The 11,916-nt window shown below is 70.4% G+C and carries 11 protein-coding genes and 3 pseudogenes; 9 read left to right on the plus strand and 5 right to left on the minus strand.

Annotation, left to right across the window (positions count from 1 at the left end; genetic code table 11):
• Positions 1–44 precede the first annotated feature (44 nt).
• Positions 45–578 (minus strand): EF-hand domain-containing protein, encoded by a 534-nt coding sequence (locus ACZ434_RS20645; protein ID WP_468457822.1) that lies wholly within the window; start codon positions 576–578, stop codon positions 45–47.
• Between the two features lie 699 nt (positions 579–1,277).
• Between ACZ434_RS20645 and uppS the strand changes: the two genes are divergently transcribed.
• Positions 1,278–2,054, plus strand: a complete 777-nt coding sequence (gene uppS, locus ACZ434_RS20650) for a polyprenyl diphosphate synthase (protein ID WP_468457824.1) — start codon at positions 1,278–1,280, stop codon at positions 2,052–2,054.
• Positions 2,051–3,514 (plus strand): oxygenase MpaB family protein, encoded by a 1,464-nt coding sequence (locus tag ACZ434_RS20655; protein ID WP_468457826.1) that lies wholly within the window; start codon positions 2,051–2,053, stop codon positions 3,512–3,514. Before uppS ends, ACZ434_RS20655 begins: the two co-directional genes overlap by 4 nt.
• A gap of 378 nt (positions 3,515–3,892) precedes the next feature.
• On the opposite strand, the gene ACZ434_RS20660 is transcribed toward ACZ434_RS20655, so the two are convergent.
• Positions 3,893–4,120 (minus strand): hypothetical protein, encoded by a 228-nt coding sequence (locus ACZ434_RS20660; RefSeq protein ID WP_468457828.1) that lies wholly within the window; start codon positions 4,118–4,120, stop codon positions 3,893–3,895.
• A gap of 218 nt (positions 4,121–4,338) precedes the next feature.
• Between ACZ434_RS20660 and ACZ434_RS20665 the strand changes: the two genes are divergently transcribed.
• Both ACZ434_RS20665 and ACZ434_RS20670 read left to right on the plus strand, forming a co-directional pair.
• Complete coding sequence (locus ACZ434_RS20665; protein ID WP_468457830.1) at positions 4,339–4,704, plus strand: helix-turn-helix domain-containing protein; 366 nt, start codon at positions 4,339–4,341, stop codon at positions 4,702–4,704.
• Positions 4,705–4,778: 74 nt separating this feature from the next.
• Positions 4,779–5,093: an MmyB family transcriptional regulator gene (locus tag ACZ434_RS20670; protein WP_468457832.1), complete on the plus strand. Its 315-nt coding sequence runs from the start codon at positions 4,779–4,781 to the stop codon at positions 5,091–5,093.
• 763 nt (positions 5,094–5,856) lie between these two features.
• On the opposite strand, the pseudogene ACZ434_RS20675 reads toward ACZ434_RS20670, so the two are convergent.
• Positions 5,857–6,051 (minus strand): annotated as a pseudogene (locus ACZ434_RS20675) (helix-turn-helix domain-containing protein); the annotation flags it as partial.
• Positions 6,052–6,391: 340 nt separating this feature from the next.
• Between ACZ434_RS20675 and ACZ434_RS20680 the strand changes: the two are divergent.
• Together ACZ434_RS20680 and ACZ434_RS20685 are read left to right on the plus strand one after the other, a co-directional pair.
• Positions 6,392–7,057: a response regulator gene (locus ACZ434_RS20680; protein WP_468457834.1), complete on the plus strand. Its 666-nt coding sequence runs from the start codon at positions 6,392–6,394 to the stop codon at positions 7,055–7,057.
• Positions 7,058–7,065: 8 nt separating this feature from the next.
• Complete coding sequence (locus ACZ434_RS20685; RefSeq protein ID WP_468457836.1) at positions 7,066–8,340, plus strand: sensor histidine kinase; 1,275 nt, start codon at positions 7,066–7,068, stop codon at positions 8,338–8,340.
• On the opposite strand, the gene ACZ434_RS20690 is transcribed toward ACZ434_RS20685, so the two are convergent.
• A complete protein-coding gene (locus ACZ434_RS20690; RefSeq protein WP_468457838.1) occupies positions 8,337–8,561 on the minus strand; it encodes a DUF2283 domain-containing protein in 225 nt (74 codons plus the stop codon). The genes ACZ434_RS20685 and ACZ434_RS20690 overlap by 4 nt on opposite strands.
• Before the next feature lie 24 nt (positions 8,562–8,585).
• Positions 8,586–9,449: a DUF4258 domain-containing protein gene (locus ACZ434_RS20695; protein ID WP_468457840.1), complete on the minus strand. Its 864-nt coding sequence runs from the start codon at positions 9,447–9,449 to the stop codon at positions 8,586–8,588.
• 248 nt (positions 9,450–9,697) lie between these two features.
• Here ACZ434_RS20695 and ACZ434_RS20700 point away from each other — a divergent pair.
• The 3 genes and pseudogenes from ACZ434_RS20700 to ACZ434_RS20710 all read left to right on the plus strand — a co-directional run.
• A pseudogene (locus ACZ434_RS20700) lies at positions 9,698–9,844 on the plus strand (TniB family NTP-binding protein); the annotation flags it as partial.
• Positions 9,845–9,871: 27 nt separating this feature from the next.
• Positions 9,872–10,066, plus strand: coding sequence for a hypothetical protein (locus ACZ434_RS20705; RefSeq protein WP_468457869.1), 195 nt, complete (start codon positions 9,872–9,874; stop codon positions 10,064–10,066).
• A gap of 839 nt (positions 10,067–10,905) precedes the next feature.
• A pseudogene (locus ACZ434_RS20710) lies at positions 10,906–11,774 on the plus strand (IS5 family transposase).
• Positions 11,775–11,916: the final 142 nt, after the last annotated feature.

Consider the following 11,916-nt stretch of genomic DNA (forward strand, 5'->3'; position numbering starts at 1 on the left):
GGGCCGTACCGGCCGTCGGCGGTACGGCCCTCTGTCGAGCCCGGTCAGACGGCGCGGGCCGTCACCAGCCGGTCGCCCGGGATCCCGGCCATGTCCGGCGCGTAGTAGTCCTTGATGCCGGCGGCCCACGTGGCCACGGTGACGCGGTCGTCGGCGTCCGGGCCGAAGGCGTCGAACAGGGCGTGGATGTTCGCCTCCTCGAAGCCGATCGCCGTCATCAGCGACACGAACAGGGGACGCTCGATCAGGCCGTCCCCGTCAGGGTCGCCGAGTGCGGAGAGAGCCTCGGCGAACTCGGCGACCGTGGGTCCGAAACGCTCGGGGTCCAGTACGAAGGGACGGAACTCCTCCACGGAGATGACACCGTCGCCGTTGGCGTCCAGTTCCGTGGCCAGCGTCGTCCAGTAGCGGCGGAACGCGGCTCCGATGGCCTGCTTGGCACCGTCGTCCGAAGCGGCCGCCGCTTCCAGAACGCGGCCCGTCATCAGGTCGAAGTCGCCGCAGTCGAGGACTCCGTTGCCGTTGGCGTCGAAGAGGGAGAAGACCAGCTCGACCCGCTTGGCGGCTTCATCTCGCATGTGCGTCACCTGTCTTCCGCGACCCGACGGTTTCGGGCCTGCATCCGTGACCCATGGAACCGCCGGGAAGAGCCGCGGGATCCCGATCTTCGCTTTTGGTGCCGGGGGAACTGCTGAATGAGCGGGTGTGACACGTTCGACGCCACACCTGTGACGACCAGGATGCTCCGACCGGTCCCGTTGATCAGCTCATACGACCCGGCGCTTCGGCCCGGAAGAAGGCAGACCACGCCAGGACCCGGCAACCGCCGGCGTTGACCAGCGGTCTCTCACGGCTGGTCCGGGACGCGGTGCTCCGTAGCCGTTCTCTGACGCTCGGCGAGTCCCGCACCGAATCCGACGCCGGATGCCGGGGGCGACACGGTGTCGAAGGGGCAGGACCCGATGCCGACCCTTCTCCCGGCCCACCCGGCCTCCGCGGAGGAGCGAGCCGGCCCTCGCTGGACGCCGGGCTGGGCCGGCGGGTCGGCAACCCGGCATCCTGCCGCGTCGCCGCCGCTGGACGCGCGACGACGGTCCCGTAAGCACCCGCCCACGAGTCCGTCGTTTCGGGGACCGGACCATTACGAACGCATGCATCAAGGGTGATGGTCACTCGTACGGCCGGTCAGAGCCCTTCCGCGCTGTCAGAATCCCTGCACGTAAGGCCCCGGCGGGGCACGGGTTCGGCCGGGGCGGGCGGCGGGGCAGAGGTGGGGGATGACCGAGCACTGTGCGGCTGATCGTGCCGATCGTGCCGCCCGGCACGACGGGCCTGCGCGTGCGGTTCCGCGGCACGTGGCCTGTGTCATGGACGGCAACGGCCGCTGGGCGCAGCGGCGTTCGCTTCCCCGCACGGCAGGGCACCAGGCTGCCGAGACCACTGTCATCGACATCATCGAGGCGGCTCGCGCCGCCGGTGTCGAGTGGCTCAGCCTGTATGCCTTCTCCACGGAGAACTGGAACCGTCCTGGTCCCGAGGTCGAATTCCTGATGCGTCTGGTGCGCCGGGTCGTGCGCAAACACGCGCCGTTGCTGCTCGCCCGCGGTATCCGCTGTCGCTTCCTCGGGGTCACGGACCCCCGTGTCCCCCGTGGACTGGCCCGGGACTTCGACGACCTGACGACGCTGACCGCGGACAACCGGGGAATGACACTGACCGTCGCCTTCGACCATGGAGGGCGCCGCGACATCGTGGAGGCGGCCAGGTCGCTGATCCTCAGCGGGACGCCCGCCGATGAGGTGACCGAGCGGCTGTTCGCGGATCACCTGCCGTTCCCCGATACACCTGATGTGGACCTGGTGATCCGCACCTCCGGCGAGCAGCGCATCTCGAACTTCATGCTCTGGCAGGTCGCTTACGCCGAGTGGGTCTTCCCTGAAGCGTTCTGGCCGGATTTCCGGGCCTGCGACTTCCTCGCCTGCCTGCACACCTACGGGTGCCGCGACCGCCGTTTCGGCGGCGTGCCGCCTCGGACGAACGGAGACCGTTCATGACCACCGCAACCTCGGACACGGCCGACGACGGGTCCTTGTTCGGCCCGGAATCGCAGTTCAGTGCCTTCTTCGACGACCCGCGGTGGGCGCTGGCCATGGTCCGCGCCACCGTGCTGGAAGCCGCTCATCCGCAGATCGGCGCCGCCCTCGTCGACAACTCCGCCTTCGTCGCCCACCCCTGGCGCCGACTGCGCAACACTTTCCTCAGTATGCGGCGCATGTTCGGCGCCGACCTTTCGGTGCGCGAAAGGGAGGCCGCTCGGCTCAACCGGCTGCACGCCCGAATGAGCGGATCCGATGCCCGAGGCCGCGCCTACGACGCGATGGACCGGGCGACCCGGGCCTGGGTGGTCGCCACGCTCTTCGAGAGCGCGGTCACGATGTGCCGGTTGAGCGGTCAGCCGCTGGGTCAGGACACCATGGAGCGGATGTACGCCGAGTACCGCGCGTTCCTCGCCGCGCTCGACGGTGACGCCGCGGAACTCCCCGAGGATCTCAACGACTTCTGGCCGTACTTCGACCGGGTCGTCGAGAACGAGCTGGAGAACACCGAAGCGGCCCGCGTCATCCTCTACCGGCTCTTCGAGCACCTGCCCGCGCCCGCGCTGCTCGACGGCGCACCGGCACTGTGGGCGGCAGGCCGGGCCGTGGCCGGCCCGCTCCTGGGCGCGATCACCGTCGCCTCGCTTCCCGAGCCGTACCGGCGCCGGGCCGGACTGCCCGAGATGCCCGGCGTCTCGACCCTCATGCAGGGTGCCTACCTCGCCACCGGGCTGGCCCGCTTCCTGCCGGCGGGCTGGATCAACGCCGAAAGCATCATCGAAACCCTCTCCCTCTCACCCGACAGCGACGACCCCCGCGCCCGGACCGTGGCAGCCCTGCGCTCTCGCATGAGGCGTGCAGCGGCCCTGCTCCGCCTCCTCACGCCAGTGAGCGGCGATCCCGAGCCCGACCGGCGGTCCTCGACGGGCACGGACGAAGGGCGGCGCCCGGCGGAGGACTTCTTCCGAACGGTGTTGGACCAGACCGGCGACGGCCACCTCGACTGGCCCGATCTCGCCGCCATGGCCCGTGAACTCTGCACCCGACTCGACCTGGACGAACCCGAGGAGACCCGGCTGTACGACGCCTTCGCCGCATGGTGGCGCGAACTCCAGGCCGCCCTGGACGCGGACGGTGACGGCCGCGTGAGCGCACACGAGTACGCCGCTGCCGTCCCGTCCCTCGCCGGGCCCGCGCTCATCCGTGTCGCCGAGGTCCTCTTCGAGGCCACCGACCAGGACGGCAGCGGAACCATCGACGCGGACGAATACCGAGCCCTCTTCCGGACCGCTTTCCACCGCGACCTGACCATCACCGACGGCACCTACGGGCGGAGTGCTTTCGTGGGCGACTTTCTGTCCTTCATGTCAGGTCGCCGCACAAGCACCCCGTACGACCCCCTCCTCGCCGACGCCTGACCCACGCGTATCCGACGCCGGAAAGCCGCCTGTCCGGGCCTGCACCGGCCCGGCTGCGCGGCAGCGACGAGCCGGACGCGTCGCTGCACCACGCCTTCCGCGCCGCCGGCCGGCCGCCGCTCAGCCTCACACGGACGGGACAACCGGAGCCGGCGGAGTCCGCGTTCACGACCTGCTGGATCAGCGCGCCCGCCTCCGCCCGGCGGTCACCGCGACCACCATGGGTTACACGGTGTCTCGCACGGCGAGGCGGGGCCGGCTGGGCAGCCCTGCAACGCCCGTCCCGTCCTGCCGGCGGCTCGGGCTGCTGACCGCCGGAGCGGAAGCTCTCGAACCCTGGCCCGGGCCTGAGCCGGCCGACTCCACGGGCTGTCGTCGTCAGCGACTTCCCGCCTCGGCGCGCGCGTAGAACGCGGCGAGCTCGTGCGGGTTCTTGGTGTAGACGTCGATCTTGCGCACCGTGCCGCCTACGACACGGTGGATCTCGACCACCTCGCGGCCCTGGCTGGCCAAGACCCCCGGCACGTCTCCCTCGCTCAGTGCGTCGTACAACCCGCGCACGACATCCGCAGGGCTCTCCGTCGCCGTCCCGATCTGGTCGCTCACTGTGTGCTCCTTCGATCTTGTTGAGGTGCTCAAGCGCCCTCACACGAACTCCGGCATGGAAAGGTCGGCCGGCCCTCGTGGCTACGTCCTCGCAGCGGGCGGGCCCTCGGGCCGGGCCGCGCACCATGCAACGGGAGACGGCCGTGACGGGGGAGTCCTTGCTGTGAGGGGTACTGACAGGCCCCCCACCCCCCGCACGGGCTGCCTACCCTGTGCTCATGGACAACCGGGACGCAGTCATCGCCTCCCTCCGCTCCCGACGCGACAGGATCACCCCCGAGCAGGCGGGTCTGCCGGTATACGGTCAGCGGCGGGTGCCCGGACTGCGCAGGGGCGAGGTCGCGACACTCGCTGGGGTAAGCGTCGAGTACTACACGCGTCTGGAACGCGGCAATCTCCAAGGCGTCTCCGACGGTGTGCTGGTGGCCCTGGTCCGGGCGCTTCGGCTCGACGCCACCGAGCGTATGCACCTGTATGACCTCGCCCGTGCTGCCGGACCGGCGCCCGAGGCGCGCTCCCGGCAGCGGGCGGGGCCGGTCGTCGGTGCGGCCGAGCGTGGCACGGATCATCGCCGGGATGCCTGAGCTGCCGGCGTATGTGATGAACAACCCTCGATGCGCTGGCCGCCAACCCGCTGGGCCGGGCCCTGTATGCGGAGATGTATGCCGATGCGGCCTGCGACGCGAACGTCGCGTGGTTCGCGTTCTTCAACCCCGCGGCCAGACGGTTCTATGCCGAATGTGAGCGTATGGCTCGCTTCGCCGTGGGCGCGCTACGTATCGAGGCGGGGAAGCACCCCCACGACCGAGACCTGTCGAACCTGATCGGTGAATTGTCGACTCGCAGCGACGCCTTCCGCGTGGTCGGCGACCTGGAACTCGACCAGGAGACCCTGTCCCTGCCGGACGAAAGCGGCCTGAGCGTGGTCGTCTACAGCGCGCCTCCCGGCACCGCGGTCGGGGACGGCCTGTAGCTGCTTGCCAGTTGGGCCGCCGCGGCCGTACAGGACGAGAACGCGGAATCCACGAGCAAGCCGTCGCCCTGGCAGCCCTGACGGGCGGAACCAGCCCCTTCCGGCGCTGAGCGGCGACTGTCGTCCACCCGGGGGTGTCGGGCGCGGCGAGGCGAACCCGTCGACGGTGCCGTAACGCCGGATGGCACTCCTCGCGATCCCCTCCACCCTGAACCTGGCGACGGCCTCCACGGCCTTCGTCGCCAACGCGGCGCCATGCTCGGCATCGTCGTCGACGGGCCGAGTCCGCGCTAAGCATTGTCTACGGTTGTGACCATTGGGCGTCCGGCGGATCGGGAAGTCCAGGCCGCCGCGGGACCGGCCGAGCAGGTCGGCATTGTCGGGCCATCGAAGCGGGCAGCGGCAGGTGCGAGACCTATGCGACCGATGTGGTGCTACTTAAGGATCTGCAGACTCCATGTATCCGCCTCGGGACTGCGCCGGTAGAAGACGTTCGGCTAACCGGGTCGCAGGTCGCCAGCAGAATGTCTCCCTGGTCGAGCACAACGATCTGCTCGACTCGTGCGGAACGCCGCCTGCGGGTGAAGTAGATCTTCACCTGGTTCAGCCAGGAGGCGTGGATGGGGGTGTGGACCATGACGGCGTTCGGGAACGCGGCGGTCAGGCGGTCGGCGGCCTTCTGGCCTCGGTGGGAGGAGCCGTTGTCGACGATCCAGAACACCCGTTTCGCGCTGGCGTAGGGCACTTGGGCCACGACCTCGCGGGCCGGCTCGGGCGCTGACCAGCGCGACAGCCGCGCACCGGTATCGGAAGGGAACCGGCAGGCCGGCGCCTGGGCCTCGGCTACCTGCAGCGCGGTGAACGCCGGCGGGCGACCCGACCGATCGCGGTCGCTCAGGCCGCCCAGGCCCTGGTCGGCGAACCGGCCGCGCCAGCGCCGGAGCGTGTCCAGGTGCAGCCCATCTCCCGCGCGATGCGCGCATTGGAACGTCCCCGTGCGGCCTGCAGACGGACTGCGCGCGCATCCGCAGCCAGTACTCGGTCTTGTAGCCGTAGCGGATCAAGGACAGGCCGTAGACGGCCGGGCAGGATGGGTGCCAAGCGCGAGCAGCGGAGCTTCACCGGACGCAAGGCGCCGCGCAGGACACCGTGTCGGAAGGCGGAATCGTCGCGAGGATCTCGCTGGTACACGCCTACGACAGTCAGGAGGGCAGCGCTCCCTTCGAGCCGAAGCTCTGACTCGTGTGGGTTGTCGTACCCTTTGTGACCTGTGAGGCCACGGGGGAAGGGAGCCACACATGATTCGTGTGGTCGTTGTCGATGACGAGCCGCTGGTCCGTTCCGGTCTGCGGGCGATCCTCGGTTCCGCCACGGACGTCGGCGTCGTGGCCGACTGCAGGGGAGCGGAGGCGGTCGCGACGGTCGAGAGGTGCCGCCCCGAGGTGGTGCTGCTCGACATCCGCATGCCCGACGTGGACGGCCTGACCGTACTGACACGCCTCGCCGCCATGGCACCGCCACCAGCGGTCGCGATGCTGACGACGTTCGACGCGGGTGAGTACGTCGACCGGGCCCTGCGCGCGGGGGCGGCGGGTTTCCTGATGAAGAACGCCTCGCCCGAGCAACTGGTGCACGCGGTACGGGTGCTTGCCGACGGGGGCAGGGTACTCGCGCCCGAGGCCGCGGGCCCCGTCATCGGGGGGTATCTGGCCTCGGCCCCGGCGGATGACGCGGCACGGCTGGTGGCGGCCCTGACCGAGCGGGAACGGCATGTACTCGCCCTGGTCGGCCGGGGCTTGTCCAACCGGGAGATCGCCGTGCGGCTGCACCTGGCCCACGGCACCATCAAGGACCACGTCAGCGCGCTGCTGACGAAGCTGGGCGGTGTCAACCGGGTCCAGGCGGCCGTCGTCGCCGAACGCGCGGGGATGCTCGACCCGGTCGGCGCCGCGCCCCGGCGGTGAGGGGGAACGTGACGGCACAGGCACAGGAGCGGACACCGCGCCCGGGGCCGGAGCCTGCCGCGTCCGCCGGGCGGTCTCGGGCCGCCGCCCTCCACAGCGCGGTCACCGGGAGACTGCGGCGCCTCGGTCCGGCCGCCCTCCCGGTCGGTGTCGCCGCCGTGGACGGACTGGCCGTCAACAGCCCCGGCGCCGGGCCGGGACTGTGGCTCGCGCTCGCTGCCGCGGCCGCTCTCGTACTGCGCCACCGCCTGCCCGAGGTGGCGCTGGCCGTCGGACTCCCGGGGTTCTACCTCGGCCATCTGGCCTTCGCGCCGTTGATCGCCCTGTACTGCCTGGCCGCCGAACGCCGGGGGGCGGTACGGGGAGCCGTCGGCGCGGCCCTGGTGGCGCTGGCGCAGTTCCTCCCGTACCCGCCCGGCGACGTGGTGCTGCTGCGCCTCGACCAGGAGACACTGCTGGCCCTGCTCGACTCCTGCGCGCTCGGCGCCGGGGCCTTCGTCCTCGGCCGGTCGACCCGGCAGCGGCGTGACCGGCTGCGCGAGGTGGCGGAGAGCCGGGAACGCGAGCACCGGCTGCTGACGGAACGCGCCCTTGCCACCGAACGGGCCCGGCTGGCACGGGAGATGCACGACATCGTCGCCCACAAGGTCAGCCTGATCAGCCTGCAGGCGGGGGCGCTCCAGGTCACCGATCCGGACGGGCCCGGGCTCCGGGAGGCCGCGGGACTCATCCGTGAGCTGTCGGTCACCACGCTGACCGAACTCCAGTACCTGGTAGGGGTGTTGCGGGCAAGAGACGGCACGGGCGGGGAACTCGCCCCGCAGCCCCGGGTGACCGACCTGCGCGCGCTGGTCGACGGCAGCGCCCTGCGGGTCGGGCTCCATGTCGGAGACGTACCGGCGGGCCTGCCCGAGGCCGTCGAATGCGCCGTCTACCGCACGGTCCAGGAGGCGCTCACCAACATCCGTAAGCATGCTCCCGAAGCCGGCGCCGACGTACGCGTGTGGTCCGACGCCGGGACGCTGCACGTCGAGGTGCGCAACGCCGCGGCCGGCCCGGGGGCCACTCCCCTCGGGCTGCCCGACGGCGGGCACGGCCTGATCGGCCTGCGGGAACGGGCGCAGCTGCTCGGCGGCACGTTCGGCGCGGGCCCGCTCCCCGACGGAGGGTTCCTGGTCCGCGCCGGGTTCCCCGTCCGTCCGCGCGCCGCCACGGGACACATGCCCGCGGCGGCCACGTCGGACGGGGACCCCTGCCGGTCGGCCGCACGGCGCCGAAGCTAGCCGCGGGGCTCGTCCCGGCCGAGGAGTTCGGCCGGGAGGGCGGCTCGGGCGCCGATGACCTCGATGCCGAGCAGATGCCCCGACGCGTCGAAGTCGAGGCTCAGATCCGCCTTGCCGCCCGGCGCCTCGACGGTGACCTGCCGGACGGCGGCTCCGTCCGTGATGCGCGCGACGAGGCAGACGTAGGCGGTGTCGTTCTCCTGGTCGTACTCGATGTGCATGATTTTGCTCCCCGGGTTCTCGGATCAGTTGCGGCCGACGGAGACGACGTTCCCGTTCTTGTTGACCACGACCCAGATCTTCCCGCTCGTGTACTTCCAGGTGCCGGCCGTCTTGCCCCTGGACTTCTTCCCGTGCTTCACGGCGTTCGCGACCATCTGCTGGCTGATGCCCCGCTGCGCCATCCGCTGCGCAGCGTGCCTGGAGATGCTCTTGACGCCGGTGGTCAGCAGCAGGCGCCCGGCGACGATGGCGAGCGGGATGAACCACGCCGGGTCGGCCACCACCGGGTAGGCGGTGTTCGGCCCGGTGCGGACCGTCTGCACCAGGGCGCCGCCCTCGATGCGGTAGTCGGTGGGCACCGCTTCGCCGTTGGCGTCCTTCGCCCACGGCACGTCGAAGGTCCCCAGGTACTCCTCGCCCAGGCTGACCAGGATGCTGCCGTCCTCCAGCTGCTCGGTCACCGCGTCGGCGGGCAGGTCGAGCGGGAAGCGGTACTCGGTCGGGGCGTCCGCGTCCCGGAGCGTGATCAGCGTGCGCACGCCGTCCCGGTTGGGCTGGACGGCGAGGTCGAAGTCGTCGTCCGCGTCCGCGTACACCACGGTGCCGTTGGCACCGGCCGCGGCGGCGGCGTCGGCGGTGCCGGGCAGACCGAGCCGGACGACGTCGTCACCGTAGGCGGACTCCACCGAGCCGGACGCGGTGGCGGGCACGATGATGCGGGCGGCGTGCGCGTCCGCGGGCACCTCGGCGCGGGTGGCGCCGTCACCCAGCGTGGTCCCCGTGACGAGGTCGGCGGTGCCGGTGACGCGCTCCACCGTCTCAACCGCCTGTGCGACGCGGTCGGCGGACGGGGTGCGGGTGTCCGCCTGGGCGAGCGCGGTCGTCATCAGTACGGATCCGGCGGTGCATCCCGCCACGAGTATCCGGGCCATCGTCCGGTGACGTCGGGGCGATCGGTTCATGGTGCGAGGCATGTGCGTCCTTGCTGGCGGCCCGCAACGGGCATGTGGTGAACAACTACGCCTGTCAGCCTGGCGATCGGCGCACGTCACGGCCATCCGCCCCTCGGCGTGAACCACCCCCGCCGATCGGCGGGGGTGCCGATACGTGCCCTCCTTGACCGGATGGGCCGGCACCTGAGGGTGCGTCATGGACCGTCAAGACACTCGCCTGCGAGTTCGCCCGCTACCTCGGCATCCCCATCGCCACCCCCACGACCACCGCCCAGATCACAGGCGCCGTCTGCCACACCTACGCCGCAGCGGGGGTGAAGCTGGTGCTGGGATCTTTCTGAGGGCAGTGGGCGGCGCTGGCGCCGTTGTTGCCAGTGGTGGTGTTGGGCAGGCCGCCGGTGGACCGACGGAAGCTGATCGACGGGACCCGCCGGCGGGTGCGGCCCGCTGCTCCGCGGCGGGATCTGCCGCGGGAGTACGGGCCGTGGTGCAGACGGTCTACGGACTCTTCCGTCGCTGGCAGCGGGACGGCACGTGGCCGATGCTGCTGACCAGGCTGCAGGCCCGGGCGGACGCTGCCGGGCTCTCACGTGGGAAGTGAACGTCGACTCCACGATCTGCCGGGCCCACCAGCACGCCGCAGGCGCCCGCCGCGTCGGACGGGCCCAGAAGGAGCCGCCGGGCGGTGTCCACATCGAGCCGGAGGACCACGGCCTGGGCCGGTCCCGAGGAGGTTTACCACCAAGATCCACCTGGCCTGCGAACAAGGCCAGCGGCCGCTGTCACCATCCGCACGGACGCGGGGCACAAGTCGGTCCAGGTGGTGTTCAAGAAGGGACCTGATCCCAAGCCCGAGAAGGATGATGGTCACTGCAACGCCTGCTGGGCAATGGGTACGGACCCGCACTACGATCCCCACGCCAACGATCTACCCGACGTGGGAAAGCTCGCCACCTGGCAGAAAGTTGTGCTCGGAGCCCTCGTCGGCCTCTCGCTGGGTGTGGCTGTTGCTCCGGTAGCCATTGGCCTGGGACAGGGATGTCTGGCTACGGCGCCGGTATGCGCCGCGCAAATCGCGGAGGTAGCTTCAGGCGGAGCGTCCGGAGCTAGCGCAGTTGTTGGGACGTCTATAACTGTCGGGGCCGCGAATGACCGCCTTAGAGGTCGTTTTCATCTGTAGTGCCTTGTTATCGCCGGTTTTCTGCGATGGGCTGGTGTGGTGTTGATGAGGTTGCCGATCGGAGTGGGGTTCAAGGGCTGGAGGAGGTGACGGGTGGGGCTGGCGGCGGCTTGTGTCTGTTTCATTCCAGGACGCCTGATTGCGTCGTGTGCTTCCACGAGGCAGAACACGCGCCTGGGCGCACTCGTTTGCCGGCGGTACATCCAGATCATGGGTGAACGTCGTGCGTATCCGAGTGATCTGTCCGATGCCCGCTGGGAGCTGGTCGAGCCGGTCCTGGCGTCCTGGCGGGCCGAGCGCCGCCGCCGGGCCCTGGCGTTCGGACGGCCGCCCGAGCACGAGCTGCGCGAGATCATGAATGCGATCCTGTACGTGGACCGTACCGGGGTGCAGTGGCGCTACCTGCCGCACGACTTCCCGCCCTGGGAAACCGTCTACGGCTACTTCGCCAAGTGGCAGAAGGAGGGTGTGTTCGCCCAGCTCAACGGCCTGCTGCGGGAGCTGGTGCGGCAGAAGGAGGGCCGCACTGCCCAGCCCTCGGCGTGTGTCATCGACGCGCAGAGCGTGAAGACCTCCACCAGCGTCCCGACCGCCGGGCAGGGCATCGACGCCGGAAAGAAGATCGTGGGCAGAAAGCGAAGTATCGTCACCGACACCCTCGGTCTGCTGCTGGCGGTGCTGGTCACCGCGGCGAGCGTGCAGGACTCCGACGCCGGCCAGGCCCTCGTCGAACACATCGCCGCGGAGCATCCCACCGTCCGCAAGACCTGGGTGGACGGCGGCTACCGCCAACACCTCGTCGAACACGCAGCCACCCTCGGCATCGACATGGAAATCGTCCAACGCACGCCCGGCACCAGAGGATTCACCCCGATCTCGAAACGCTGGGCGGTCGAGCGGACCTATGGCTGGCTGATGCTCCACCGCCGTCTGGCCCGCGATTATGAAGCCCTCCCGGCCCGCTCCGAAGCCATGATCCACCTCGCCATGACCGACCTCATGGCCCGCCGCCTCACGGCGAGAGCACCATCTCCTGGCGTGACCCAGCAAAGCCACACCAATCACAGATTCCGGGATGAAACAACGGGAGAAAACGACCTCTGAAATGCGTCTACATGGCGATCATGTCTGTCGACCCCACCGGCAAGGGACAGGCCCGCTGGACCATGCGCTGGAAGACCGCACTGAACGCCTTCGACATCACCTTCGACGGCTGCCTGA

The organism is Streptomyces sp. NPDC030893, assembly GCF_055571535.1.